Origin of the sequence: Nocardia sp. NPDC005366, from assembly GCF_040606855.1 — a bacterium.
Taxonomy (GTDB): domain Bacteria; phylum Actinomycetota; class Actinomycetes; order Mycobacteriales; family Mycobacteriaceae; genus Nocardia.
This window is the reverse complement of the sequence record NZ_JBEXFQ010000022.1, coordinates 112143-138833: the sequence shown is the minus strand read 5'-3', so window position 1 is coordinate 138833 and position 26691 is coordinate 112143. Positions and strand designations below refer to the sequence as shown.

The window sequence follows — 26691 nt, the reverse complement described above, 5'->3', positions numbered from 1 at the left end:
CGATTACCCCACGCTGTCCTACCCCCCTCTTTTACCTCAGGGGGGGTCCCCCGACAAACAGATGAGGGGCGGGGCCCGCGCCGTTTCTTGTTTCCCAACGACGCCGCCGCAGTGAAGTGCGTCTACATGGTCTTGATGAATTTCGACCCGACGGGCAAGGGCCGCAAACAGGTGGACCATGTGGTGGACAGCAGCCCTGAACGTCTTCCAGTCGCCTCGCGGTTTCCGGGAACCCTACCGTCCGTACAGGCACAGGCCAGCCCATGCCCACACCGCGTCGCCCGGCATCCAGCTACCCGGCGCACCCGGCAACCTCACCCGCTGAGGCCTTGCGTTGTAGTAGGTTTCGCGTGCCCTGCGGAGCGCCTCGGCCGGGGCCGTGCCCGCCTGGAGCTCCCGGAGCAGGGTGGCCGTGATGACGCCTGTGCACTCGTCGTCGGCCGGGAGAGCAAAGAGTCCGGCGACCACCGCGCTCGCCCCGGCCAGCAGACAGACGGTGGCGAGATTCAATTGCTCGCCCGCGCGGGTGCCCATGTATCTACCCGAGAAACAGGCTTCCAGTACGGCGACACTGCCGGTCAGCGGTTGGGACAGCATATCGATGGCATCTATGACGCGGGTTCCGTCGCTGGCAACGAGGCAGCCCTCGGCACGGAGCGCGGATTCACCGTGACAGCCGACCATGAGCAGAGCGGCGGGGCCAAGGGCCTCCCGCAATTCCGCGGGATTATCGGTCCAGTTCGGCAAGGCGGCGCGTTCGGGCGTCCACGGAAGGTCGGGATCGAGATACGCGATCACGTCGCGCGGGGCGGCGGCCATCGTCGCTGTCGTCGGCACGGGCAATCTGGTCACCGCCGCTCGTATACCGAGGGGAGTATCGCCGATCAGCAATGCCTCGATCGGCACGTGGGACAGGATCGGCGGCAGAACCACCGCCATGGCCGCGGCCGGATGTGCCACGAGCCAGTCCTGTAAAGCGTTGGGCAGCAGAATATGTGCCAGGTCGGCCTGCCAGGCGCTTACTTCCGGCCGCCAGAGAACGTCGGCACGTTCGGCGGTAGTGGCATACCCGAGCGAGTCGATCTGGTCGATATGGGAAGTGCTCAGCGGCACGAGCGCGAAACGGGGTTCGCCGCCTGGCACCTGCCAGACGATGGGCAGCGTGCTGTCTCGCGTCGGTGCACCGGCAACGACGATCGCCTGATCCGGATGCGCGGCGACGAGCTGCTCGAAGCCGATCCACGGAGGCTGCTCTCCGGGAGCCAGCGTGGCGAGCAACGCGCTGAGCTGCTGAAGCAGGTGCCGCTGGGCACGCGGATCACTGTCTGCGCGTAAGGAAAGACCTTTGACGCGGGCAAGGAAACCGGTGACGCGCTCGCCCGGATCGCCGGCGCAGAGATGGTTTCGCAGGCCCAGCGGTGCCGCATCGAGCAGTAGGTCGGCCACAATCCGGGTGGCATCCGCGGTGTCGATGTCCTTGGCGACGTTCAACAGGTTCGTAATAACATCCCGCAAGGAGAAGTCGTGGTCGGCGCGTCGCCCCGGATCGGACACTTGTATTCGGGCCGCACGCAATGCTGAAGCGGTGTGCCGCATTGTTGCGACAGCGGCGGCGGGATCGCCCAGTTCGGCGCTGGCACAGCTGGCAAAGGACAGAGCAAGAGCCTCACCCGCTCTGAGCCCCATACGTCCGTACAAGTCTGCCGCGGCGGTCGCGGCGGCGTGTCGTTGGGCGGCGCCAGCACCGATTTCGGCCTCCATGGACAACACCCCGGCCTCGGCGAGGGGGTTGGTGCCCGCGGCGGTGAGTTCGCGCGCTTCGGTCAGCGCATCGAGAGCACCTGCGGCGTCACCGGTTTCGTGCCGTACGCGGGCTGCGGCACGCAGCATCCCGGCCAGGCCGAGACTGTCCGGTGACGCTCGGAAGCAATCCAGGCCCTCGTCGATATCTCGTATTGCACCGGAGGCGTCGCCCTCGTTCAGTCTCACGACGGCTCGTTCACGCAGTACGTATCCGAGTCCGTTCGTACTGTTGATCTCCCGGTATTTCTCGACCGCGCGATCGAGGCGGCGCAACCCTTCGGCCACGCGCCCGAGGATGAGCGCGTTATTGGCGAGCGCCCGTTCGGTATTGGCCGAGCCGAGCGAGTCGGTGTATTCGGTATAGAGGGCCGCCGCCTCCTCGAATGCCTCGTCGGATCCCGCATAGTCGCCGGACCATGCGAGCAGGTGTCCGAGCTCGAGCAGGTAGTTGGCTCGCGGATGGGTGGCGGGGGCTCCTTCGAGCGCGTGCTGGATCGCCTCCAGAGCGTCGACGATCTGCCCGCGGTGGCGGTACACGACCGCCATCTGCTTCCACGCCCGGCGACTCGCCCTGATATCACCCGCCTGGTCGGCCAGACGCAGTGCCGATGCGAGAACCGGCTCTGGATCCTTCGGGTACCCGCTGCCGGAGTATGCCTCGGCCAATGACACCAGCGCCCACGCACGGCCGCCGGCATCACCGGCCGCTTCGAATCCTTTGTCCGCCTTCTCGAGATGCACCGCCGCTTCGGGCTGCCGGTCGAACTGGTTCAGCGCCATCCCGGCCTCGAGATGGAGATGGGCCGCGATTATGCCGCCGTGTTCGCCGAGGGCGGCCACGCCGGATTCCGTGGTTTCCAGAACGGCGGGCAGATCGTCGAGGAGCCGGAACGCTTTCGTTCGCACCGCGAGTGCCCAGCCGTACGCATCGCATGTGCGCCAGGTGGCCAGGACCGCCATTGCACGGTCGGTTTCCTCGATCACGGTGCGCGGACGGCTCTCGCTGATCTTGTCGAGGTGGTTCAGCCAGATCTGGACGTCGCGGAGTTGTCCAGGTGTCGGCGCGGCGTCACTTGACACGGACGTGCGTGACGCTGCCGGACTCATCGGACAGGCACCTGAAGGTCGATTCGTTCGCGGTGCCGGAGAGTTTCCACCCCTCGCCGTCGACCTTGCGTATGTCGGTCACCTGCACGTCGGTGTATCCGTTGGATCGGAGATAGCGAATCACGGTTTCGGTCAACGCCTCCGCGCTCGCCGGCGGTTGCTTCTTGACCCAGGATCGTTGCACCAGTCCGGCCGCGGTCAGTTTGAGAACGTCGAAGGTGATACCGGCCGCCACGGTCGCGCCGATCCACGCCGCAGCCTCGGCGGGTAGCGAGAGCGTGCCATCGGAGGGGCGCGCCTCAGGCTCCGCCGGAGATTCGATGCCACTGACGACGATGACGCTGCCATCGCTCAATCCGATTACCCGCGTGGTGGACATGTGTAGAGCCTGCCACGAACCATCGTGCGCACCAACCGTATTGTGGCAGGCGGTCTGTCGGTCGGATTGCCATTATTATCGAGCGACTGGCCAGTACGCGGTGCCGGTTTTGTGGATGCACGGCGTGTTCAGCCAGGCATTGCTGCTCAACCTCAGTCGGGTGAACGCGCGGATCAGTTCCATCGGGTAGAAGGTGTCGGCGGACTTGCCGGGCAGGTCGGCAGGTTCCAGGTTGAGCCCGGCTCAGAGCAGTTTGGCCCACACGTCGTCGGCGATGACGCGGGGATTGGTGCCGATCAGCGCGGCGACGCTGCGCGGGAGCGCCAGCGCCCGGTTCGGGTCGAACCGGCGGGGATCCAATCTGATGGCCACCCGCACCTTCTTCCGCGACTGTCAGGAATGGGAACAACGCACCGGTGCCGACCGGTGATACCGATGCACTGACCGCAGCGAACTCCGGGTGGCAGGCGTTCAGCGAACATGACGCGTGGACGGGCGGACCCGCCCGCATCCAGGCGGTTATCGCCTCCTTCGACAACATGGCCGCGCCGGAGAAAATCTTCGGCGACCTTGTGAAAGCCACACCCGGTTCCCCTTGGCCTGCAAGACCTTACGACTGGCTTGCTCGACCCGGAATCGAAGGTAGGACCTCGTGACCAGGGTAGTGGCAGGCAGGCGTGCGGACCTCACCGATGAGCCATCCGGCTCGGCACCGGCCACCTCTTAAACACGGCCTAGCTCAAGCGAGTGCCACACTGTAACAGTGGCTTTCGATGCCGATGACGACCGCCGACCGGACAACTCGGATTCCGACGGCGTCGAGGCGCTGTCGTTCCTCACCGATCTGCTGCTCGACACCCAATTGCTTATGGCGGACGCGGGCCGCCCCGATCTGGTCGAGCGCGCCCTCGATCTGTCCCGACGCCTGGCGACCGACGGCCCGCAGGTCGACCGGACTTTCGTCCTCGACTTCCACGAGGTCACCTCGGCGGCCACCGAGCTCTGCGAGAGCGACCACGGCGAGCTGAATCGGCGGTCGTAGAAGGCGCGGATGAGCAGCGAGCGCGCGGTGGCCGCCATCGACGGACGAGAGGGCTCAGGGGTTTTGAGCAGTAACTATCCGCACCTGGTCGCCGAGCAGCTCGGTGTCACGACGTTTCGGGACCTGTGGGGAGCGCGACCAGCGCTGATCTGGCCGGTCGCCAGTCCGATCTCGTCGGTAGTCGTGAGCCCCAGTTCGATGCGCTGAGCCCGGACACGACGGTGGTGACCCTGGGGATCGGCGGAAACGACATCGGCCTGATCGAACTCGGTGCCAGCCGCGTCAACCCGCTGCCGGAACCGGTCGTCGGTCTGTCCGGCGACGCGGCCGGCTCGCAGGGTCGCGAATGGCACAGCGGTCCAACGAATCCGATCCGGGGCGCTGTCGGTCACCGCACAGTGCAGGCGTCCGCGTCGACGCTGGCGCGACCACGATGTGGATGACTGTTTTTCGCTGGTGTGCCCAAGTATTTGGGGGCGGTTGGACTGATGCTGTTCGGCTATCTTCACTGTGTGAGATACCAGGAGAAGTTTGTGAGAGTACCGAGTGTCATCGGCGCGACCATCGCTGCCCTGGCCCTGTCGATGGGCGGTGCTGCCACCGCGAACGCCGCGCCGATACAGGCTGCCGATATCGAGGTGTCACCGTATCTTGTCGGTGACAGCGTCTACTTCAGTGTCGGCGACGTGAATTGCGCGATGCACGCCAACGGCGATGTCGGTTGCGATATCCCCGCGGGAATAGCCAAGTGGTTCAACATCATACCGGTCACCGACCTGGCGATCGATATTCCGTTCCTGCCCGCACATCCGAGTTTCACCACGCACGGACGGCCGGGTAGCCCAGGCCTGCCCTCCGATGCCAACGGCTACGCCAGCACTATCAGCTATGGCGGCGCGACCTGCTTCGGTGGCGGCCGTGGCGCGATCGGCTGCTCCTCGAAGGGGCACAGCTTCTCCTTCGGTTGGTCCGGTACCCAGACCACCTGAGCGGACCGAGAACATGGGCCACTCATAGCGATTCGGGTATTGCATCGGGACTCCGTAGCGGCTGCGGTCGGGCTGGTACCGGTCGAGATCGCGGCGGGCCACACCGAATCGCAGGTACGGTGTGGCCACAGGCGCGTCTTTCACGGTGGCGGTCCACCTCGACGACAGTTCCCAGCGAGCCGCACTCCACTGAGAGAGGTGGTCGCGGGACGCAGTGCGGTCAGCGCTGCATCCCGTGCAGGATGAGCGTGTGCTCGATGCAGCGCGCGATGAACTCGTCGTCGAGCGGACCGTCCACCACCAGAAGACGGAAATAGAGTGGGGCGGAGAGGGTTTCGAGTACCTCGCGGGCATCCACATCCGGCGGCAGCTCCCCGCGGTCGACGGCTCTGCCGATGACGTGCGCTGTCCGGTCGAAGCGGTCGTCCCAGAAGCGGCGGCGCGCCTCGGCGACCTCGGGATCGGCGGACAGGGCGATGGTCGTGCCCAGCAGTCGCGCGATGCCGGGCCGCGAGATCAGATGCGAGATCTGTTCGGCCAGTTGCTGGAGATCGCCACGCAACGTGCCGGTATCCGGCGCCGGATTGCCGACCGCCGCCAGTTCGGTAACGGTCTCGGCCAGCAGCGCCGTGCGCGTTCCCCAGCGCCGGTAGATCGTCGTCTCCGCCACGCCCGCCCTGGCCGCCACATCACCGATGGTCAGCCCCTCGATGCCGTGTTCGGCCACTTGGTCCAGAGTCGCGGTGAGTATCGCGTCGCGCACGCGCGCCGAACGGCCCCCGGTCCGCTTGCGCGTGGCCGGGGGCGGTGCCAGTTCCTCGGTGTCGGCGTCGGGTCCGCGCTGATCCATCCCCCTGTTCTACTCGATGCGCCGACCGCGACGGTCGGAACCGGGCCGGGAGCGCGGTGCGTCAGCACAGGGACGCGGTGATCCAGTTTCCGAACTCGCAGGCCAGATGCCACTGATGTTCGGCGATGTACAGGCCCGGCACCGCCGCGGGGAAGGCCACCGCGATACGGCTGCGGAATCCGCCGCCGGGTTCGTCGCGGAACTGGTGTCGCACGCCCCCGATGACCGTGCCGTCGGACAGTGCCGCGGTGCCGGTGACGGCGAGCGGATAGGTCGGATCAGCGGGGATCCGAACCCCGCTCAGGTCGGCGTAGTCGACGAAGAATTGGCTGGCCAGCACGGCTCCGCCGGTCACCTCCACCACTTCCTGCCGCCCGTCCGCCGCGGTGGCGATGATGTAGTGATCCGGGCACGCGTCGGTCCAGATCGCGCGCGCGTCGGTCGTGCGCGCCAGACCGAACCATTCGACGAAACCCGCGGCGCTGCCGCGATCGCTGACGATCTCGGTGGTCGAGATCGCCCATCGCCCGCCCGAGGCGGCGAGCGCGGTCCGCGTGGCCGCTTCGGAGGCCGCGAGTTCGGTGGCAAGCAGCGCCCGCAGCGCGTCGGCACCGACCAGGGCACGCGCCGCCGACAGCGCCGAACGGGCGTCGGCGATATCGTCCACGGCGACGGCGAAGCGGCCGAGGAGGGAGTTCAGCTCACCCCGCAACAGTCCGGCATGGTCGGTCGACAGGCGCGCCGCCGCCACCGACAGTCGCCGCCGTTCCCATTCCAAGACCCGGGACTGTTCGACGGGCGCGCCGCCGATGAAGGTCCGCAGCCCCGTCCCGAATACCGGGGATCCGGGCTTCGCGCTCGCGGTGCCGCCTGCGAGGTAAACCGCCGACGCCGCCGCGGCGGTCACCCCGGCAGTCCTTGTCATGAAGTTTCGCCTGGTCAGCATTGACCTATTCCTCTCGCTGGCCTCCCTGTTCGCGCGCTGTCGGAGACGTGCCGAAGAGAGACGGAATGTTAACGCAAGTTGAACTTGCTTTAAGGTAGCATGGGCGACTCGGGTCACCTTGTCAATGGCGGTCGCCGATTAAAGCTAGGAGATATTGCGTTTATCGACAATCGGTGGCTATCTTTGCGCTGGTCTGCTCAGCGTTTGCTGACTGCGACCTCGGACGGACGGGCAGAAGGTCACCACCCCATCGACGGGAGTGGCCGAGACGGAGAGGAAGGTGAGGAACTCATGGGCGAGTCCATCGCGATTCGGGCATTCGTAGGCGACGAAGAGGTCTCCCGGGAACAAGTGCGAGCCTGGGAAAAGCGCCGGGCCGAGGTGGTGCTGACCAAGCTCGCCGCCCGGCTGGGATCGCGAGCCTTCGCCGAACTCGCGCCGGGAAACCACCTCGATGACCTGCTCGGCGCTCCGCTGGACGCACAACGATCCGCGCTGACCTCGATCAAGACCCACTTGGGTCACGCCGGGGTCTATGCCATGCTCAAGCGCGACCTCGAGATCTCCGATCGGATGGCGCGCACGGGGGTCGCGCTCAGCCGGGGCCGCACCAAGCACTGCGTCGCCCGCCTCGAGGTCCCCGGCTACAGCGCCGAACGATTCGCCGCCTGGTTCACCGACCTCACCGTCACCAACGCCGAGACCGACATGGTCGACGCCTGTCCCGACCACTACCTGCTACGCGGACTCCCCGACGGCCGACAGGAAGTCGTCGAAACCACCGGCGGCTCCCCCCTGGCCGCCCGCTTCCTCGTCGACTACGACAGAACCGAAGCGCTCACCATCCCCCTCGACCCCCGCTACCCCCAACAGATCGCGGGCCAAGCCCTCCTCGACGACGGCCTCGTAATCGGTGGCGTACGACATCAATTCCTCGACCACCGCGGAACAATGGAAGCCCTACTGACCGTTCAGTTCCCGGCGAGCCTGCCCGCCCGATTCATCCGCCAGCACCGCTGGCACCTGGCCGTGGAATTCAGCAACTGGATCATCGCCGCCGCACCCGCCGCCTCCGCGTCGTGAGCTGGGTCCGGATACACCTTGACGCTGATCACTCTGCGGGCAAATCGGACTGAGAGGTCCGGCTCACCCCCCGAGGGCCGGGGCGGCTTGTCATTGGATAACGAATACTTTGGTGATGGTCACATCCTCGGCGAGCCGCCGCCATCCACCGATGGCTCGCCCCACGGCCGCCCGGCGGTGACCCATCAGGTAGCGACCGCGGCTCGCAAGGAGCAGATCACCCGTGCGGCGGTCGCGTTGCTGGGACAGCTCGGCTACCAGGCCACCACTTTGGAGGCCATCTGCAAGGAGGCCGGGCTCAGTAGCAGACGGTTGATCACGTACCACTTCTCCAGCAAGGATGAACTGCTTGCAGCCGTTGACGATCGGATCGCTGCCGACGCCGAGGCCTACGTGGGGGCTGCCCTCGAGACTTCGACCGGTGCCCGTGAACTGCTCGCCACCCTCATCCGCGCAAACGTGGTGTTCATCGCTGGCCACTTGCCGCAGGTGCGAGCGCTCCAGCAGATCCTTCTCAACGGCGGTCACGGTGTCTTGGAACGACATCACATCGCATCGCTGGACGGGCTGGCCCGCGTGTTCGTGCAGGGGCACCGAACCGGAGCCTTCCGAGCTTTTGATCCGCAAGTCATGGCTGCGGCGCTGAGAGCATCCATCGACAGTGTCGTCCCTCTCCTTTCCGCCGGACTCGACCCCGACCCGTGTGGAAACGAACTGGTCGAACTCTTCGACCGCGCCACGAGTGAACAGCCCTGACGCGAGCGCATCGCCAGCGCGCACATGAGGGACTCGGCAATGACATACACAAGGCTTGTCGCACGGACGTACCTCGTGACCGGCTCCGCATCAGGCATCGGCGCTGCGACCGCGAAAATGCTGCGCGAGCGCGGCGCCGAAGTCATCGGTTGCGACCTCCGCGAGGCCGATATCCAGGCAGACCTGTCCACGCCCGAAGGGCGGCAATCGTTGGTCGACCAGATAACCGAGCATGGGCCCATCGACGCGGTGCTCGCCATCGCAGGAGGCGGCAGAACCCGTCTCCTTGAGACGAACTACTTCGGCGCTGTCGCGACACTGGAAGGCCTACGGCCGCTGTTGGCGCAGCGCGAGGCACCCCGAGCCGTGGTCGTGTCGTCGACCTCGTCGCTTGCACCAGCAGACGAGCGCGTGGTGCACGCATGTCTCGACGGCGACGAGGCGGCCGCCGTCGCCTACCTCGCGGCAGAGCCGTTCCTCGGCGGCCCTACCGGCGCCTACGGCATCGCCAAGCGCGCACTGAACCGCTGGGTACGCAAGGTCGCCGCAACACCCCACTGGGCAGGAGCCGGCATCGCCCTCAACGTCGTCGCACCCGGCGTCGTCGACACTCCCGCAGCCTCCTGGATCTTCGCGAGCGACGAGACACGCGCCGCAGTGGAGGCCGCAGCGCCACAACCGTTCGGCGGCTTCCCCGGGCGACCGGAGTGGGTCGGCGAACTCATCTGCTGGCTTGCCAGTGCAGACAACCGATTCGTGACCGGCCAGGTCATCTTCGCTGACGGCGGTTCGGAGACAGCACTAATCGGAGATCTTCACTGGCGCTGAGAGACCACATCTACCGAGTACGGCTATCGAATTCGAGCAAATCCTCGCTGATGCCTTTACGAGAGTGTCCGTTCCCGGCGAGAACGCGGCCGAAGCCGTGCTGCCGAAACTTGCGCACTCGTTGAAAGCGGTTCTGCTGCAATGTAAACAGATCGCCGAGGGAGCCCGAATCCTGCTCGAAGTCGGCGAAGGCACCGCGTTGGCCTCCGCTGGCCACCTCGCCTACTACGCGGGCATCGCCTCGATCACCCACCGCTCCGGCAGCTCCATCCGCACGAAACTCGCGGGAACAGGGCTTGGGCACAGTGACATCCTTCCAGGCCCGCGTCTCGGCAAGTCATCTCGATTGACCTGTCCTACCCTTTGGGTTCGAGTCGATGTCGCTAACTGGCAGCGGGATTGGCGTGTTAACGCGAGTCGATGGGCCGGTCCGCGATCTTGTGGCTGAAGGTGTGTCGAGGGCTGCACTTCCAGCGCGGCCGCGTCCTCCCGGGGATAGGCGGGTGAGATTCGAGGGTGGCCGGCGTCAGCCCTCGGGTGGGTTCTTTGCCGGTGCCGGTTGCGGGATCGTTGGTACTACGTCGACAATGGCGCCTGAACCCAAGGGATGACATCATGGCGATAAGCCGAATCCGCCTCCGCACCTTCGTAGTTGCCTGTGCTGCGTCACTCGTGGCACTCGGAAGTGTGGTGGTCGGCGGTGCTACCGCGACGGCCGGCACCGGCGCCGCCGAAGCCACGTTCCTCGACGAGATCAGCGTGAACAATGCCACGTTGCCGGGAAAATCGGCGGATGAGATGATCATCGCGGGTTACGCGACCTGTGATCACCTGGGCGCGGGTGTGCCGGTTCTCGACGAGATCTCTGCGGTCGAGCGAGATTACCGGTTCGGCCAGGGCACGCTGTTCGTCAGTGCGGCGACGACGAATTTGTGCCCGGACTTCGCATCGTGATTCGGACGCCGCGTCATGGGGCGCCGTCACCACAATGAGTGGACATCAGGATATTCGTCGGCGAAGATCGGGGCGCCGAGGTGAGCCGGCAGCAGCCGTTGACCTCGGTCTCATGCTGATCAGTACTCGACGTACGAACTTCGTTGATATTGCTGATTCTTCGCCTTCACCATCGGTGGTCGTGGCGCTCGATCGACGCCACCACCTCACCAGTGGGTATCCGGCCTCGGTGATATTGCGGCACTAATTAGAGTCGAGTCGGCGAACAAATCGAGGAAACCCGAGGACTTGCGTTGACTACCGAACAACTTGACCGCTGGAACGCCCAGGAAGCCGCTGCGGAGGCGATGAGTCCCATCATCGGCACGTTGTATCGAGGAAAGGGCGTGACGATCCTGCTGCACAGCCGGTCGCTCGTGAACAAGTCGGTGATCAGCATTCTGCGGACGCACCGCTTCGCCAGGCAGATCGAGGGCGAAGAATTGTCGGTCGATGAGACCCTTCCCTTTCTGCAAGTGCTTGCCGACCTGGATCTCGGGCCATGCAAGATCGATCTCGGTCACCTGGTCATGACCTACCGAGCCGACAGTCGCGGACTATCGATCCGCGATTTCACCGCCTCGGTCCTAGCCGACGTGACCAACGGCAACAAGGCTCAGTCACCGGGCCCGAAGGATGTCGTCCTCTACGGCTTCGGACGCATCGGTCGTCTGGTTACCCGCCTGCTCATCGAGAAGGTCGGATCCGGCAACGGGCTGAACCTGCGCGCGGTGGTGGTGCGCAGAGGGGGCGACGGCGATCTGGCCAAGCGTGCGTCGTTGCTCCGCAGGGATTCGGTCCACGGCCACTTCAATGGCACGATCAAGGTCGACACCGACAACGACACGATTACCGCCAACGGGAACGTGATCAAGTTCATCTACAGCGATGATCCGGCGACGATCGACTACACCGAGTACGGGATCAAGGACGCAATCCTGATCGACAACACCGGTAAGTGGCGTGATCGTGACGGGCTGTCGCAGCACCTGCGTCCCGGCATCGCGAAGGTCGTTCTCACCGCACCCGGCAAAGGGGACGTTCCGAATATCGTGCACGGCGTCAACCACCGCAGCCTGGACCTATCGCAGCAGATCTTCTCGTGCGCCTCGTGCACCACCAATGCGATTGTTCCGCCGCTCAAGGCCATGGACGACGAGTACGGCATCATCCGCGGCCACGTGGAGACGGTTCACTCGTTCACCAACGACCAGAACCTACTGGACAACTATCACAGCGCGGACCGTCGCGGCCGGTCCGCGCCGTTCAATCTCGTGCTCACCGAAACCGGCGCCGCGTCCGCGGTCGCGAAGGCGATGCCCGATTTCAAGGCCAAGATTACCGGCAACTCGATTCGGGTTCCCACCCCTGACGTATCTGTCGCGATTCTGAACTTGCAGCTCGAGCGGGAGACGACCAAGAGCGATGTGCTCGCATACCTGCGTCAGGTCTCCCTCGCCGGGCCGTTGAGCCGAAACCTCGATTACACCGCCGGTACGGATGTGGTTTCCAGCGACTTCATCGGATCGCGCGCGGCATCGATCATTGATGCCAATGCCACGATCGTCGAGGGCGACACCGCGATTCTGTATGTGTGGTACGACAACGAATTCGGCTATTCGTGCCAGGTGGTGCGGACGGTGCAGTACATCTCGGGCATCGAGTATCCGACCTACCCGCAGGTCGACGCGTGCCTCGCCCGCGCATGACACCCGGCATCCAGTGGTCCCCGCTCGACCCGACTACCTGGTAGCAGGAAGAACGAGTCGGTCGTGGCGAATGACGGTGTTCGGCACCGTCATTCCGTGCGTCACGGCCACGATGGGGCCGTAGCTCGTTGTCGTATAGGTAGTTCGACTCGTCGAACACGGTAAGCGCTACCCGCTGTGAGCGATCCGGCTCCGACCATCGGGTAGTCGGAGCGTACTGGAAGATCATCGCGGACGGCACCGCGCACTTCGAGGCCCCCAACAAGGTCACCAGCGGCAGCAACAACGACGCCTGGGTTAGCACGCGCAGCTGTTCAACAGGCAGAATCAGTACCGGGACAACATCATCGCACGTTGGCCGAGAGGACTTTCCGTTCTCATCGGTCACAACCAGCGACTGCGTCGGCGGGGCGGTTGGTCATCCGGCGCCGCGGCACCCGCCGAACTCCATCCAGTTCGGCCGCGTTGATGCGGTCACGGTTCCCGGCACGGTGAGGTGTTGCCGTACTGATCGGCGACAGCGCTGGTCTGACAATTCCGGCCGGATTCGTCGAACCGGTGTCGTGTAACGACCCCGGGGCACCTCGCGACAGGGAACGTGACTGTTCGTTACCCGTCCACGGGGAACCGACAGTCGTCCGATATCGACCAGACCCATTGCACGTCTGTCTATTTCAGGCATGGTGGCGGGCGAAAAGACAGGGGGAGATCATGCAGATGTCAGGTAAGGGGCGCCGGTGGCGCGCAGGTACGGGATTGGTACTGGGCATCCTGGCCCCGGCGCTGATCATGACCGCGTGCACGGCTGACGAACAGGGTTCCGACACGACACGCTCCGGCACCGCGACGGCCACCTCGAGCAGCGTCTCGAAGACGCCGCCCCGGACCGCCACCGCGACACCCGGGGATCGCGGGCAGACCGGAGGAGATTCGGGCGGCGGGGGTGGATCTGGCACCGAGCAGCCCGGCGGTGAGCAGCCCGGCACCCCCGGAGGCACGGATACCTGCGGTGCGACGCTCTGCGGCACCACGGACAATCCGGCTCCGGCGCCGGGCGGCACCGACACTTGCGGTGCGACCCTCTGCGGCACCACCGATCAGCAGCCCGCGCCCGCCGCGCTCTGGGACCCCTGTCAGATATCCGCCGCCGATATCACCGAGCAGGGATTCCGCGCCGACAGCAAGTCGGCGCTCACCGGATCCGATGGCGTGAAGGACAAGAACTGCCGTTGGCAGTCCTCCACGGGCAAGCTCGAATTGACGGTCGTCTCGACCCGGATGACGCTGTATGGGTTCCAGGAGGTCGGGAAGTATGTGGATTTCAGTACGCTGACGGTCGGTGGTCGAGCGGCTCACCAATTCCGTGCGCGCCAGGACAGCAACAAGATCGGATGCTACGTCGGCTTCGAGGTATCGGGGGGCTTCGTCGCGTTCGTCACGCGAAATCTGCAGCCCGACGCACCCGAAGAACCGTGTGCCGCGGCGCGACGCCTCGGCAGCGCGCTGGTCGGGTATGTACCTCAGTGACGCACGGGGAGCGGTCGACAGTAGCGACGGCTCCCTCATGTGGAGGGGACGGACGTACTCTGAGCCGGATCCGGTCGAGAGGTAGCGGTTGCTGCCGCGAGAGCGTCCGAAGCAGGGTGCGTCCGACGACTATGCGGTGGCGGTCGAGTCCGCGGGTTCGCAGTCGTTGTGCGCGTGCCGATTCCTCTGTGCCACAAACAACTCCGTTCAGTGCTACCCAATCCTGCTTTGGGCTTCTGTCCGAGATCCTTCGGGCGCCCCGCCATGCGTCACCGTGTCATCTCGGGTCCGGCCGATGTGATCGCCCGGATCGAACGGCTCCACGACCTCGGAGTGGTAGGCACCAACCGGATACTGCAGGTTGCGCTGGCCCATCTGCTCGGGGACGAGAAGAGTGTCCGCGCGGTGCGGAGGGCGCGTCGTCGCCAACACGACCGGCGGGCAGCGCTGGCCGCCGCGCTCATCGAGCGCGGCGTCCACGTGGATCCATCCGGTGACGGCCTGACCCTGTGGGTTCCGGTGGCCGATGAGGCTGCTGCTCACCATTGCTTGCGTGGATATGGGATAACCGCCGGCTCCGGTGCGAGCTGCCATGTGTCGGAGCATCCCGAGCCGCACCTGTGGTTCGGCACCGCCTCGCTCCCGGATGCTTCGGAGCAGATCGACGCCCTCGCGCGGATCATTGCCGAGGCGGCGGTGTGCGACGAGCCGACAACGCCGGGTGTGCCACCGAACCTCATGCCGGTTCCGCGGCCCGGCCCGGAGTTGGAGGGCGGTGCGATAGCTGATGGGTACGATTATTTGCATGTACATGGAACGAGCGCGGTCCGAAAGTGAGGTGCGCCCTGCCGAGATCGGTGCGGCGTGGTCCCAGGTGGCCGGCTTCGTGTCGGCCGTGGAGACGCGGCTCGGGAAATGGGTAGCCGATCGGCGCGGTATCGGGCTGACCGAGTACCGGGCGCTGATCGTTCTGGAGCAGGCGCCGGATCGGGAACTGCGCGTCAGCGATCTCGCCGCCCGGATCGGCCTGAACCAGAGTTCGGTGACCCGGATGCTCGGCAGGCTCGAACAGAAGGGCTTCACCTACCGTGACACCTGCCCGGACGACGGACGTGGTGTATACGCGGTGATCACCGACGAGGGCGCGGACCTGGTCGGCGTGCTGCGCGTGGAGTACGAGAACCAGGTGCGCGACCTCTTCGAGAAGGTCGGCGACGACTTCCCCGGCCTGGACCTACGCGGTCTGCGGGCGGCGCTCGACACCATCCGCGCGCTTCTCGCGTAGCAGGCAGTTTCGAGCATGTCTTGCAGGGCGGTGCCCTCGCAGGTACATTCTTGCATGTACATACATTAACCTACGGGACGGGGGCGCTCCTGATGGCCGCAATCGAGATCGATCTCTTCGTGGACTATGTCTGCCCGTACTGCTACCTCGCGGAGCACGCGCTCGCCGAACTACGGGCGGCGCGCGATGTCGACGTAAAGATCAGGCCCTTCGAACTGCGGCCCGATCCCGTCCCCACGCTGCGGCCCGAGGACGACTACCTCCCACGGGTCTGGAACAACTCGGTCTACCCCATGGCCCGGCGACTGGACGTCGATATTCGGCTGCCGACGATCTCGCCACAGCCGCGCACCGCCAAAGCGTTCGTCGTTCTACAGCTGGCCGAGGAGTCCGGGCTGGCCGAACAGTATTCGACGGCGATGTACCAGGCGTTCTTCCGTGACGACCGCGATATCGGACAGTGCGACGTGATCATGGACGTAGCGACCTCGACCGGGCTCGATGCCGAGGCTGTCCGCAAGGCCCTGTCCAGTCAGGTGCGCATTGCGCGCCACGCCGCCGACCTGCACGAGGCGACAGCCGTCGTGAAGGTGACCGCCGTACCGACTTTCGTCATCGGCGGCCGAGCGATCTCCGGTGTCGCCGACGCCACGCGACTCATCCGTGCCGTGGACGTCCTCTCCGGCGCGGCGACTCCGGGAATCCACTGAGATGAGCTGGACCACAGCGGATCTCACGGCACTGATGCGTGACGCGGTCGCCTTCGGCGTGGAACATGTCGAGCGTGGCGGAATCCCGTTCGTAGGCGTCGTAGTCGGCGAAGACGGTTACGTTTCGCCGTTCGGTGTCAACCGCGTTCACGAAACCGGTGATCCGACAGCGCATGCCGAGATCGTCGCCATCCGTGACGCGATGCGCGACCGGGAAACCACCGATCTCACTGGCTACTCCCTGCTCGCGACCGGTGAACCCTGCGGCATCTGCTACCGGTTCGCGCTCGAACACCGGATCGGGAGAATCTACGTCGCCGTTTTCGCAGAGGAAGTCGCGCGGTTCGGCTTCGACTACCGGACCAGTTACCGCGCCGCGCAGATCGACCGCTCCGGCCTGGTCGGCTCCACCGTGATCCCGTTGACCGTCCCCGACGGTCAGGCCCCCTTCCACCGATTCCTCTCACTGCACTGAAAGGCAACCTCATGCATTGGCTGTATCTCGGTATCGCCACCATCTTCGAGATCGCCGTCGCGTTGGCGGCAAGCAAAGCCGCCGGTTTCACCCATCGCTGGTGGACGCTGGCAACCCTGGTCACCGGCGCGTTCGGCACCTTCTTCCTCAGCCTCGCCTTGCTCACTCTCGATGTGGGCGTCGGTTATGCGATCTGGGTGTCGATTTCCGGCGTTGGCATCGCCGTTCTCGGTGCCGCGCTGTTCGGTCAGCAATTGAACTGGCGCAAACTCCTCGGAATCGTGATCGTCGTCGGCGGCGTTGTCGGTCTCCAACTCAGCGGCGCCGGCGCCTGATACCCGAGCGTCGACCGATACCGGACTAATTCGAAAGGAATGCAATGAGTACAGAGGCCGAAGTCCAGAGCTCGGAAACCACCCGGCACGACACCCCCGCCGGGAACGCCCGCGCCTGGCTGGTCCTGCTCCTCGCCGGAGCGTTCGAAATCGGCTACGCCGTGAGCGTCGGCGGTAGCGAGGGCTTCACCGTTGTGGGCTGGTCGGTTTCGGCGGTGGTGTTCTTCCTGCTCACCCTGTTCGCGTTGAGCGTGGCCCTGAAATCCATCGACGTCGGAATCGGCTACGCGGTATGGGCCGGCATCGGCTCCATCGGCGCCGCGATCCTCGGCAGCATCCTGTTCGACGAACAACTCACGGTTCTCCGGGCGGTGTGGCTCGCGGTCATCATTGGGGGAGTCGTCTGGCTCAAGCTCGCCGACAGCCCGAAACTGGCCGAAAGCAGTACCGCCGAAGCGTGAATGATACGTACATGCTCAGTGCTCCCAGGTCGTCGGTCAGGACACAACGACGACCTGGGAGCATCGACGGTCGCGGCGGTAGTCGTCGGGGCGCCATGTTCTGACGCCCAGCCCGCCCGAACCGAGGCATTGGCGAGTCGAGGCGTCACACTGGTCGGTTATGGACCTGCCCGAGCTTCCCGATCTGCCGATCCGTGGCGTTCTCGACCGTGTTGTCGCGGCCTTGGCCGAGCACGGGACGGCTGTGTTGGTCGCGCCGCCGGGAACCGGGAAGACGACCCTGGTGCCGCTGGCGCTGGCCGCGACCGTTGCGGGGCGGGTAGTCGTGGCCGAGCCGCGACGGTTGGCGGCGCGGGCTGCGGCCGGGCGGATGGCGGCGTTGCTGGGAGAGCAGGTGGGCGAATCCGTCGGCTATTCGGTACGAGGGGATCGTCGCGTCGGGCGGCGGACCCGGATCGAGGTCGTGACCTCCGGGTTGCTGGTGCGGCGGTTGCAGGATGATCCCGAACTCACGGGGGTCGACGTGGTGCTGCTCGACGAATGCCATGAGCGGCATCTCGATGCGGATCTGCTGTTGGCGTTGTTGCTCGATGCGCGGGCCGGCTTGCGGCCGGATCTGCGGGTGCTGGCTACCTCGGCGACCGTTGCCGCCGAACGGCTTTCGGCGTTGCTGGGTGGGGAGCATCCGGCGCCGGTGCTGCAGGCACACGGTCGGACCCATCCCGTTCGGACGGACTATGTCGCGCCGTTGCCACGGGAACGGATCGAAGCTCAGGTCGCGCGCACCACCCGGAACGCCCTCGCCGACACCGGGGGTGATGTGCTGGTCTTCCTGCCCGGGGCGGCCGAGATCCGCCGGACCGCGGCACTGCTGGCCGATGTGTCCGGCGTGGATGTCGTTGCCCTGCACGGACGATTGTCCGCGGCGGGGCAGGACGCGGCACTGCGACCGGGTGCCCGCCGGCGGGTGGTGTTGTCCACGGCGGTCGCGGAGTCGAGTCTGACGGTGCCGGGAGTGCGGGCGGTCGTCGATTCCGGGCTGGCCCGGGTGCCGCGGATCGATCGGGCCCGTGGACTGTCCGGGCTCGCGACGGTGCGGGTTTCGGCGGCGGTGGCCGAGCAGCGGGCCGGGCGGGCCGGTCGGGAGGGCCCGGGACAGGTGTGGCGGTGCTGGCCGGAACACGAGCATGCGACGCTGCCCGCGTATCCGGAGCCGGAGATCCGGACGGCAGATCTGACCCGATTGACCTTGGAGCTGGCCTGTTGGGGCACGGTCGACGGTCACGGCCTGCGCTGGTGGGATGCGCCGTCGCCGGGTGGGCTGAACGCCGGGCGGGAAGTGTTGCGCGCCCTGGGCGCGGTCGACGGTGACGGGGCGGTGACCGATCGAGGTCGCCGGATCGCGCGGATCGGGCTGCATCCGCGGTTGGCGCGCGCCCTGCTCGACGGGGCGGAGGTGGTGGGTGCGCGGGCGGCCGCGGAGGTGGTGACAGTCCTCGACGACGACAGCTATGTCTCCGGCATCGATCTCGTGACCGGTCTGCGGGTGTTGCGGCGGGAGCGACCCGCGAGGTGGCGGCGGGAGGTCGATCGGCTGGCCCGGTTGGTCGAAGGCCCGGATGGGAAAGACGATCCGGCCTACGTGGTGGCGCTGGCCTATCCGGAGCGACTGGCTCGACGTCGTGCTGCGGGGTCGGCGAGCTATCTCATGGCGGGCGGCACCGCGGTGACCGTGCCGCCCGGCGCAGGCGTCGGTGATGCGGAATGGCTGGCCGTCGGTGTCGCGACCCGAGATCCGGGGCGTGCGGAGGGGGTGGTGCGGTTGGCCGCGGTGGCCGATGAACCGCTGGCTCGGCGTGCGGCCTCGAGCCTGCTGAGCAGTGTCGAGGAAATCGATTGGATCGACGGAGATGTGGTGGCCCGGCGGGTGGAACGACTGGGCGCGATCGTCCTGTCACAGCGGCCTGTTCCCGAGCCGGATCGCCGGATGCTCGGCGCGGCGGTGCTGCGCGGGCTGCGTTCCTCCGGTCCGGGCCTGCTGTCCTGGAGTTCCGAGGCCATCGTGCTGCGGCAACGCCTCGATTTCCTGCATCGCACGCTCGGCGCCCCCTGGCCTCCGGTCGATGACGAGTCGTTGCTGGCTGCCGCCGAGGTCTGGCTCGGTCCGGAACTGGACACCGCCCGTCGCCGCGCCGATCTCGAACGTATCGACGCCGGGCAGGCGCTGCGCAGGCTCCTGCCCTGGCCCGAGGCGGCCCGGATGGACGAACTCGCGCCCGAACGTCTCGAGGTCCCCTCCGGCAGCCGCCCCCGCCTCGACTATTCGATCGATCCGCCGGTCCTGGCGGTGAAGGTGCAGGAGGTGTTCGGTTGGGCGGAAGCGCCGCGGCTGGGTGACGGCCGCGTCCCGATTGTCCTGCATCTGCTCTCCCCGGCGCAGCGTCCGGTCGCGGTGACCGCGGATCTGGCATCGTTCTGGCGTTCGGGCTGGTCTCAGGTCCGCGCCGACCTGCGCGGCCGCTATCCCAAACATGCCTGGCCGGAGGATCCCGCGACCGTACCCGCCCATCGGGGCACCGCGCGTAATGCCGGCCGTGACCGGAGTCGGTGAGCAGCCGCCCAGACCGGGGGTGGATCGGTCGGCGCGCGATATGTGCCGAGGTCTTGCGCAATCACATGTGAAAGCCGACACTTACGTACGTGGCAGCTTTCAGAGACGTCGATCTGGCGATCCTGGGCGACCCGTCCCGGCAGGCGATCTTCGAGCTACTTGCTCGCCGCCCCTGTTCGGTGGGCGAGTTGGCAGATCGTCTGCCGATCACCCGCCAAGCGGTGTCACAGCACTTGCGGGTGCTGCGCGACGGCGGTCTGGTGGTGGCCACCGCAGAGGGCACGCGGCGGATCTATCGGATCAATCCGGATGGTGTCGCCGCGATTCAGGCGTATTTCCAGCGGATCTGGGATGACGCGTTGACCGCTTTTCAGAAGGCCGCAGACACGGCCGATACCGATCCCGAACAGGAGCAGCAGCGATGAGCACACCCACTATTCCGGCGTTGCGAGGTAAGGCCACCGTCGCCATGCCGTTGGACAAGGCGTTCGGTTTCTTCACCGAGTCGTTCGGCAGTTGGTGGCCGGTGATGTATCACATCGGTCAGGTCGAGATGGCAGACGCGGTCGTCGAACCGCGCGAAGGCGGGCGCTGGTACGAACGCGGCGTGGACGGTAGCGAATGCGACTGGGGGCGTGTGCTGGCGTGGGAGCCACCGCACCGGTTGGTGTTGACCTGGCAGATCAACGGGCAGTGGCAGTACGACCCGGATCCGGCCAACGCCAGCGAGATCGAAGTGCGCTTCACTGCGGAAGCTCCCGAGCAGACCAGCGTCGAACTCGAGCACCGCCACCTCGACCGCCTGGTGGACGGCAAGGCCATCCACGACACCATCGTCGAACAGGGCGGTGGCTGGAGCACAGTGCTGGAGATGTTCGCCGAAACCGCCGAAGCGCAAGGCTGATCGAGGGGCCCGACCGCGGTTCAGTGCGGCCGGATCGCCGACAGCGCGGCCCGTAGTCGTTCGGCGGCCGAGCTGATGTCGGCGGCGGCGGCGTGGTCGGCGCGGGCCAGCGCTGCAGCGGCGCGAGGGCGACTATGCCCGCCATGTTCCCGGTGGCCTGGGCGGCGTCGGTGTGTAACAGGATGCCGTGTTCTCGCGAGACACCACGAAGCCGAGGTGGCTGCTCAGCCGAGCAGGAATGTGCCGACACCCTCGACCTGACCGCGCCAGTGGTGACCGGCTGTCCCGCCACTGCGGGCTTCGCCGCTTGTCCACTGCGCAATGCGTCGTTGCCGCCTCACCATCGGTGGTTCGGTTCCGCCGGTTCTCGCGTGGTGCGCTGCCGATTTGAGCGTGGTGTGGTTTGTGATCACAAACTCGCGCGACGGAAAACGATGCCCGGCTGAGCTTCTCACTGATGGTGCGGTGGATTCGGTTCCACCAATACGCGAAGTGTCATGGCGCCGATGCGGTCTTCGAGCCGTGCCCGGTCGGGCATCACCGCGCTGCGGAAACGGTGTGCGGACAGGAACGACAACACCATCCAGGCGGCAGCTTCGGGGTCGAGGTCGGCGCGGAGTTCACCGCCTCGCTGTCCTCGGGCGACCACCTCGGCCAGCACTTCGGCAAGTTCGCCCATGTGCTGGCGGACCGCCTGCTCGACGGCGGGTTCGGCGGTCAGCGTCATCGCGTCGGCGAAGATCACCCCGAGCGAGCCGGGGGCATGCAACTCATCGATGTGGCCCGGGCTGAGCAGGTGCGCCAGCAGCGCTGCGATCGAGTCGGCCTCGGCGGCGAAGGTGCGCATCATCGCGGCCATCTGCCCGGACGCGTGTTCCACGACGGCGGCATACAGGCCCGTTTTGGAGCCGAAGTTCTGGAACAGCACGGGTTCGGTGACACCGATCCGGGCCGCGATCTGGGCCATGGTGGCCCGCTGAAAGCCGGACTCGGCGAACACCGCGGTGGCGGCGTCGATGATCGACGCACGCCGGTCCGCGGCACGCAGGCGGGTGCGCCGCTGACCGGCGGGGACCGAGGATGCGTGGGCCATGCCTGCCATCGTATCCACCCTTGCGTCATAACTTAGTTGCGGCTAAGTTATGACTCATCTTAGTCGTCACTAAGTTAAGGAGGGGGCCATGGGCCTCGGACATCTACTGCATCGCGACCCCGCCCCCGGCACCGCGGGGCTCACGATCGACCACGGCGGTAGCTATGACGTGTTCGGTGCGGTGTTCTTCGGTGGCCGCCGCGACCGCGTCTACCGCCGCCTCGCCGAACTCAGCGGCGCCGGGCCCGGCGATCGGGTCCTCGACATCGGTTGCGGCACCGGTTATTTGACCCGTCGCCTGGCCGCGGTTGTCGGCTCCGGAGCGGTGGTCGGTCTCGATCCGTCTGCCGCGGTACTCGACCGTGCGCGTCGGATCACCAAGGAACCGAACTGCACCTACAGAGTCGGTGTAGCGGAATCGCTGAGCGCTGAGGACAACTCGTTCGATGTGGTTGCCAACTGTTTGATGCTGCATCACCTGCCGGAGGATTTGCGTGTGACGGCGCTGACGGAGATGCGCAGGGTGCTGCGCCCGGGCGGGCGGCTACTGATCGGCGAGTTCCGGCCTCCGGCGAATCCGGTCGGACGCCATCTCGTCGGGGCGCTCACCGGTCCGGCCATGGAGCACAACCCGATCAACCTACTCGCACCGATGGTGGTCGACGCCGGATTCGAGCAGGTCGATTCCGGAGACCTGCACCCCTGGATCCGCTATGTCACCGCCGTCAAATCCGGCGCTGTCGAATGAGACACCTGACCGGCTCGCTTCGGGTCATCGCACTGCCGCTGATCGTCGGCGGCATCGCCGTGCATCTATGGCTGGGCAGCATGGTTGGGCTCGCGGTCGCGGGCCTCGGCATAGCCGCCCACGTAGTGGTCGCCGCACTCGGTAGCCGATGGCTGCGGCACCGCAACCAGTCGCGGTAACCCGTACACCGCTCGAGCACCCCGGTCGCAGCTCGCAAATACCCAACCCGCCATCATGTTCGGCGCACATACTGTTCAAGGTGACCCTTTGCCGAATACCTCGAACACTGAGGCCTTCCGCACCTCAGTAGCGCGAGCTCGAGGTGTGGGGCCACGATCTCGAATGACAACCACCCCGGATGTCATTTCCGGCCGTAGGCCGGAATTCGAAACCATGATTCGGTTCCGTCAGTGGCAGTCGCGTTGGCGCCCTGAATAACTCGGCGCGCCGGTGGGCCGGAGGCGACGAAACAGTAGGATCGGCAGAAGCATTCCCGCTGGCGGTAGTGGCGGCAGATTTCTGGAGGAAGAATCCGATGACGACTGAGATCACCGAGGACACCCCGTCGGCGGAGCCCTCGCAGGCTCCGCCCACACGGGCAGAGCAGCTGCGTGCGGTGGCGACACTGATCAAGTCGGGTGGTCTCAAGCCTCTTGCCGTCTACGCGTACGGCCAGCGGAAGACGGCCGCGAAGAACACCATGTACGAGTATCTCGGCAAGGGTGTCGTGGCGGGAACGGCCGCGATGTATCGCGTGCTTCTGCCCGCTGTGACCGCGCCCGGGGAAGGGGCGTTGCGCGACAGGCTGATCGAGCTGGTCGACCGGCAAGCGGTGGTTATCCAAACAGCGCCGCTGAGCAGGGTGGCCCTGACCTGGTTCGCGGCCGGTGCTCCGGCCGAGGCCAGCGCGGAGATGACCAAGGCCGCCATGTTCCGCATGGGGTTGAACTATCACTACCGTGCGCCGTTCGAGGAATTGTTCGCGACAGAGGAGGGCCGGATCGTGCTCGGTGAGGACAATGTCCCCGCCGTGGTCGCGCAGTTGGTCGGCCCGGTCGCCTACAGGCGGCTGGTCGGTGCCGCCCGAACCACCCATGACGACCATGTCCGCATCGTCGACGAGTTCCTCGCCTCCCGCCGGGCGCCAGCTGTCGAGACCGACACCGCGGCCTCCGCCGAGTCGACCGACACTGCGGCCCCCGCCGAGTCGACCGACACTGCGGCCCCCGCCGAGTCGACCGACGCCGCGGACGCTGCCGAGTCGACCGACGCCGCGGACGCTGCCGAGTCCTGACCCCGAGACCCGATTGCCTCGAGCGGACGATGATTGCGGTCCATTCATGGCACTTCGGGCAGTGACCGATCATATTGTTCCCGCAGGCTCGCGCCGATCTTCGAATCGCACGCCTACGCCGACCCCCGGCACGCCAGACCGACAGCGATCCGAATATCGGACCGCTGAATCAGCCCGGCACGGTCGTACTGATCGGAACGTCGGTGGCCGCGGTCGAGGTCGGCGCACTCGTGGTCGGGGGCGTCGTCGACGGTGAAATCGTCGGTGTGGTGGTGGGTTCGCTTGTTGTCGGCGGGACCGTCGTGCTGGTCACAGGTCGGTGGGAGGTCGGCGGCGGCGTCGCCGTGCTCGATCCGGTCTGCCCTACGTCGGCGGCGGCGTCCTCGGTCGGCGGGAACAACGGAAGGGATGCGGGCGGCTGGATCGAATTCGGCCCGGCCGGTGGCGTGGCGGGCAGCTCGACGACATCGAGTGCGGACGATTCGGCCGGGGGTGATTCGGCGGGCGGTCGCGTGGTTCGGGTCTGCGTCGGACTGGCCCGCACGACAATCGGTTCGGCGGTGGGTGTCGTGGAACGACCGGCGGGACCGGCGGGAACCGCAGGAACCGGCGACGGGGTCGCGGGAGCGTCGGCCGGGGCACGGACCAGAGCTGTGGCGACAGCGACACCGACGGCGAACACGATCGACCCGACAACCGTGGCCATCAACACTCGCCGTCGGGCGGGCGCGACCGAATCGGTCGAGCGCGTCGGAGGTGGCAGTTCCGCCGCGCCGCGATTCGACGGATCTGCTTCGGGCACAGTGGGATTCGAATCACCCGGCTCGGCCTTGCCGGGATCGGGCAGGTCGGGATCGGGCAGGTCGGGATCGGGCAGGTCGGGATCGGGCAGGTCGGGATCGGGCAGGTCGGGATCGGGCAATGTGGGGTCGAGTCGGCGAGCACCGACCGGCTCGACGCCGCGATCGTTCGGCTCGTTCGCGGCAATGGCAGTCTGCCGCGCCGCGACCGGATCGGGGCCGGATTCGTGCGGTGACACGGTTCCCGGCCGTGGCCTGCCGGTCGGCGCGGAATCGGGCTCGACACGCTCGCTCGACGCCGATTCCGGTGGCCGTGCCACGGACGGCACAGCGGGGGGCTCGGCACGATCGGTCGGCGCGGATTCCCGTCGGAGTGCCCCGGGCAATTCGACGCTCTCGACCCGCGCTCGCGTCTCGCGCGGAACATCCTCGGCGCGCGCCGATTTCGGCCGAGAGGAGGACTCCTGACCCTCGTCGGCCCGATCGATATCGCCGTCGCGGTCGGCGGGTGTCGACAGCGGTCGGGTTCGCTTCCTCGACGGGGCTGCGGAATCGACGTCCCGGGTCACATTCGGCACAGACACCAGTTGCGAAATCGCGACGGAGGAGAGCGCGTCGCGCGCGGCGTCGGCGAGCGCGCCACAGGTGGGATAGCGACGGTCGGGCTTCTTGGCCATGGCCGTGGCGATAACGGCGTCGAATTCCGTCGGAAGCTCCGGACGCAACTCACGCGGGGACGGCGGCGGCGCGGTGAGATGTGCGGCGATGACGGCGGCCTGATCGCCGCGTGGAAAGGGGTACATCCCGGTGAGCAGGTGATAGAGGGTGCAACCCAGTGAATAGATATCGGAACGGTGATCGGCGGTATGGGAGAACCGTTCCGGCGCGGCGTAGGCGAAGCTCGCCGAGATCGACGACATGGTGACGGTATCGTCGCGGGTGCGGGCTATACCGAAATCGGTGAGCAGCGCCCGAATTTCACCGCGTGCCCCGTGCTCGACCATCAGGTTGGCCGGTTTCACGTCGCGGTGCACCACGCCCTGGTCGTGCGCGAAATCCAATGCTTCCGCGGCATCTCCGATGATCCGAACCGCATGCTCGGGCGCGAGCCCACGCGGCGAAGCGTCCAGGAGAACGCCCGCGTCGCCGCCCGCGATGTAGCGCATGGTCAGCCACAGTGCGTCGTCCTCGGGGCCACTGCGGTCATAGACGGCGACGATATTCGGATGATCGAGCCGGGCCGCCACACTCACTTCACGATCGAAGGCCGCACGCACCTTCGGATCGGCGTTGTACCCGTCGGTCATCAGTTTCAGCGCGACCGAGCGTTCCAGGCGCGGATGCCGAGCCAGATACACCGATCCCATACCACCGGTGCCGAGACACCGCTCGATCACGTATCCGGCGAAATTCGCCCCTACCTGTAACTGCACTCCACTCCCCGAGATCCGCGTGCGATGAACGCCACGCGTACCAACCTGCCACACCATGGTGGACTTTCACACTCCGCGGCCGAGGCACCGGCTGTTTCGATCGGGCGGATCGGTTGGGTTCGGCGGTGGCGTTGCGCACGTTGCCGTGGCTGGGGCTTGTGCCGGGTCGGCTGGTGACGGCTCGCCATACCCGGCCACAAGCCCTCGACGCCGAGCGGTCCGCCCGGTTGAGTGCCCGCCCGGCCATCGGGAGTCGAATCGGTGTGTCGTGTAACGACCCCGGGGTGCTGCGCGACAGTGAACGTGAGTGTTCGTGACCCGCTTACGAGGAACCAGCAAGCATCCGAAATCACGCAAGCCCATTGCGCGTCTGTCTATTCCAGGCATGACGGCGGGCGCTGGACACGCGGAATATGAAGCCCGACGCACCCCAGGAACCGTGTGTTGCGGCGCGGCGGATCATTGTGCGGATCAACGGCGCGTGATCTGCGATAATGCGCACTCACTGTCGAGAATTTGTGAGTGCGGAG

At 66.5% G+C, this 26691-nt stretch carries 28 protein-coding genes and 1 pseudogene; 22 read left to right on the top strand and 7 right to left on the bottom strand.

The window, feature by feature from the left end:
* Positions 1-234: 234 nt before the first annotated feature.
* From ABZS43_RS24105 to ABZS43_RS24095, 3 genes are all read right to left on the bottom strand, one after another.
* The gene (locus ABZS43_RS24105; protein WP_355038206.1) at positions 235-2883 is read right to left on the bottom strand and encodes a CHAT domain-containing protein; all 2649 of its coding nucleotides are present in this window, start codon (positions 2881-2883) and stop codon (positions 235-237) included.
* Positions 2873-3289, bottom strand: coding sequence for a hypothetical protein (locus tag ABZS43_RS24100; RefSeq protein ID WP_355038205.1), 417 nt, complete (start codon positions 3287-3289; stop codon positions 2873-2875). Before ABZS43_RS24100 ends, ABZS43_RS24105 begins: the two co-directional genes overlap by 11 nt.
* Positions 3290-3532: 243 nt before the next feature.
* Positions 3533-3661: a hypothetical protein gene (locus ABZS43_RS24095; RefSeq protein ID WP_355038204.1), complete on the bottom strand. Its 129-nt coding sequence runs from the start codon at positions 3659-3661 to the stop codon at positions 3533-3535.
* 391 nt (positions 3662-4052) lie between these two features.
* On the opposite strand from ABZS43_RS24095, the gene ABZS43_RS24090 reads away from it, so the two are divergent.
* The 3 genes from ABZS43_RS24090 to ABZS43_RS24080 all read left to right on the top strand — a co-directional run bounded on the left by ABZS43_RS24090 (position 4053) and on the right by ABZS43_RS24080 (position 5320).
* On the top strand, positions 4053-4331 hold the full coding sequence (locus ABZS43_RS24090) for a hypothetical protein (protein ID WP_355038203.1): 279 nt from the start codon (positions 4053-4055) through the stop codon (positions 4329-4331).
* Between the two features lie 9 nt (positions 4332-4340).
* Positions 4341-4538, top strand: coding sequence for a hypothetical protein (locus tag ABZS43_RS24085; protein ID WP_355038202.1), 198 nt, complete (start codon positions 4341-4343; stop codon positions 4536-4538).
* A gap of 326 nt (positions 4539-4864) precedes the next feature.
* Entirely contained in the window at positions 4865-5320 is a 456-nt protein-coding gene (locus ABZS43_RS24080; protein WP_355038201.1) for a hypothetical protein, read from the top strand.
* 220 nt (positions 5321-5540) lie between these two features.
* Here the strand turns inward: ABZS43_RS24080 and ABZS43_RS24075 are convergent, their stop codons facing one another.
* Together ABZS43_RS24075 and ABZS43_RS24070 are read right to left on the bottom strand one after the other, a co-directional pair.
* Positions 5541-6170 carry a TetR/AcrR family transcriptional regulator gene (locus ABZS43_RS24075; protein WP_355038200.1) on the bottom strand — a complete coding sequence of 210 codons (630 nt, stop codon included), beginning with the start codon at positions 6168-6170 and terminating at the stop codon, positions 5541-5543.
* A gap of 61 nt (positions 6171-6231) precedes the next feature.
* Complete coding sequence (locus ABZS43_RS24070) at positions 6232-7095, bottom strand: hypothetical protein (RefSeq protein WP_355038199.1); 864 nt, start codon at positions 7093-7095, stop codon at positions 6232-6234.
* 312 nt (positions 7096-7407) lie between these two features.
* Between ABZS43_RS24070 and ABZS43_RS24065 the strand changes: the two genes are divergently transcribed.
* The 16 genes and pseudogenes from ABZS43_RS24065 (at position 7408) to ABZS43_RS23990 (ending at position 20793) form a co-directional block, all read left to right on the top strand.
* A complete protein-coding gene (locus tag ABZS43_RS24065) occupies positions 7408-8199 on the top strand; it encodes a hypothetical protein (RefSeq protein ID WP_355038198.1) in 792 nt (263 codons plus the stop codon).
* 93 nt (positions 8200-8292) lie between these two features.
* On the top strand, positions 8293-8955 hold the full coding sequence (locus ABZS43_RS24060) for a TetR/AcrR family transcriptional regulator (RefSeq protein ID WP_355038197.1): 663 nt from the start codon (positions 8293-8295) through the stop codon (positions 8953-8955).
* Positions 8956-9030: 75 nt separating this feature from the next.
* Entirely contained in the window at positions 9031-9783 is a 753-nt protein-coding gene (locus tag ABZS43_RS24055) for an SDR family oxidoreductase (protein ID WP_355038196.1), read from the top strand.
* Positions 9784-9847: 64 nt separating this feature from the next.
* Positions 9848-10057 (top strand): annotated as a pseudogene (locus tag ABZS43_RS24050) (transposase); the annotation flags it as partial.
* A 242-nt stretch (positions 10058-10299) separates the two neighbouring features.
* Positions 10300-10737, top strand: a complete 438-nt coding sequence (locus ABZS43_RS24045) for a DUF732 domain-containing protein (protein WP_355038195.1) — start codon at positions 10300-10302, stop codon at positions 10735-10737.
* A gap of 293 nt (positions 10738-11030) precedes the next feature.
* On the top strand, positions 11031-12485 hold the full coding sequence (locus ABZS43_RS24040) for a glyceraldehyde-3-phosphate dehydrogenase (RefSeq protein WP_355038194.1): 1455 nt from the start codon (positions 11031-11033) through the stop codon (positions 12483-12485).
* Between the two features lie 711 nt (positions 12486-13196).
* Positions 13197-14012 carry a DUF3558 family protein gene (locus tag ABZS43_RS24035; RefSeq protein WP_355038193.1) on the top strand — a complete coding sequence of 272 codons (816 nt, stop codon included), beginning with the start codon at positions 13197-13199 and terminating at the stop codon, positions 14010-14012.
* Between the two features lie 297 nt (positions 14013-14309).
* Complete coding sequence (locus ABZS43_RS24030) at positions 14310-14849, top strand: hypothetical protein (protein WP_355038192.1); 540 nt, start codon at positions 14310-14312, stop codon at positions 14847-14849.
* A complete protein-coding gene (locus tag ABZS43_RS24025) occupies positions 14818-15297 on the top strand; it encodes a MarR family transcriptional regulator (RefSeq protein ID WP_355038191.1) in 480 nt (159 codons plus the stop codon). The genes ABZS43_RS24030 and ABZS43_RS24025 overlap by 32 nt, the downstream gene beginning before the upstream one ends.
* Before the next feature lie 92 nt (positions 15298-15389).
* Entirely contained in the window at positions 15390-16007 is a 618-nt protein-coding gene (locus ABZS43_RS24020; protein ID WP_355038190.1) for a DsbA family protein, read from the top strand.
* A gap of 1 nt (position 16008) precedes the next feature.
* The gene (locus tag ABZS43_RS24015) at positions 16009-16482 is read left to right on the top strand and encodes a deaminase (protein WP_355038189.1); all 474 of its coding nucleotides are present in this window, start codon (positions 16009-16011) and stop codon (positions 16480-16482) included.
* 11 nt (positions 16483-16493) lie between these two features.
* Positions 16494-16817 carry an SMR family transporter gene (locus tag ABZS43_RS24010; protein WP_355038188.1) on the top strand — a complete coding sequence of 108 codons (324 nt, stop codon included), beginning with the start codon at positions 16494-16496 and terminating at the stop codon, positions 16815-16817.
* 44 nt (positions 16818-16861) lie between these two features.
* Positions 16862-17278 carry a multidrug efflux SMR transporter gene (locus ABZS43_RS24005; RefSeq protein ID WP_355038187.1) on the top strand — a complete coding sequence of 139 codons (417 nt, stop codon included), beginning with the start codon at positions 16862-16864 and terminating at the stop codon, positions 17276-17278.
* A 160-nt stretch (positions 17279-17438) separates the two neighbouring features.
* Positions 17439-19889, top strand: a complete 2451-nt coding sequence (hrpB, locus tag ABZS43_RS24000) for an ATP-dependent helicase HrpB (RefSeq protein WP_355038186.1) — start codon at positions 17439-17441, stop codon at positions 19887-19889.
* An 89-nt stretch (positions 19890-19978) separates the two neighbouring features.
* Positions 19979-20314 carry a metalloregulator ArsR/SmtB family transcription factor gene (locus ABZS43_RS23995; RefSeq protein WP_355038185.1) on the top strand — a complete coding sequence of 112 codons (336 nt, stop codon included), beginning with the start codon at positions 19979-19981 and terminating at the stop codon, positions 20312-20314.
* On the top strand, positions 20311-20793 hold the full coding sequence (locus ABZS43_RS23990) for an SRPBCC family protein (RefSeq protein ID WP_355038184.1): 483 nt from the start codon (positions 20311-20313) through the stop codon (positions 20791-20793). The genes ABZS43_RS23995 and ABZS43_RS23990 overlap by 4 nt, the downstream gene beginning before the upstream one ends.
* A gap of 451 nt (positions 20794-21244) precedes the next feature.
* Here the strand turns inward: ABZS43_RS23990 and ABZS43_RS23985 are convergent, their stop codons facing one another.
* The gene (locus tag ABZS43_RS23985) at positions 21245-21886 is read right to left on the bottom strand and encodes a TetR/AcrR family transcriptional regulator (protein ID WP_355038183.1); all 642 of its coding nucleotides are present in this window, start codon (positions 21884-21886) and stop codon (positions 21245-21247) included.
* Between the two features lie 88 nt (positions 21887-21974).
* Between ABZS43_RS23985 and ABZS43_RS23980 the strand changes: the two genes are divergently transcribed.
* From ABZS43_RS23980 to ABZS43_RS23970, 3 genes are all read left to right on the top strand, one after another.
* A complete protein-coding gene (locus ABZS43_RS23980; protein WP_355038182.1) occupies positions 21975-22634 on the top strand; it encodes a methyltransferase domain-containing protein in 660 nt (219 codons plus the stop codon).
* Complete coding sequence (locus tag ABZS43_RS23975) at positions 22631-22813, top strand: hypothetical protein (RefSeq protein WP_355038181.1); 183 nt, start codon at positions 22631-22633, stop codon at positions 22811-22813. The genes ABZS43_RS23980 and ABZS43_RS23975 overlap by 4 nt, the downstream gene beginning before the upstream one ends.
* Positions 22814-23169: 356 nt before the next feature.
* Complete coding sequence (locus tag ABZS43_RS23970; RefSeq protein ID WP_355038180.1) at positions 23170-23928, top strand: hypothetical protein; 759 nt, start codon at positions 23170-23172, stop codon at positions 23926-23928.
* 169 nt (positions 23929-24097) lie between these two features.
* Here ABZS43_RS23970 and ABZS43_RS23965 read toward each other — a convergent pair whose 3' ends face one another.
* On the bottom strand, positions 24098-26161 hold the full coding sequence (locus ABZS43_RS23965; protein ID WP_355038179.1) for a protein kinase: 2064 nt from the start codon (positions 26159-26161) through the stop codon (positions 24098-24100).
* Positions 26162-26691 lie beyond the last annotated feature (530 nt).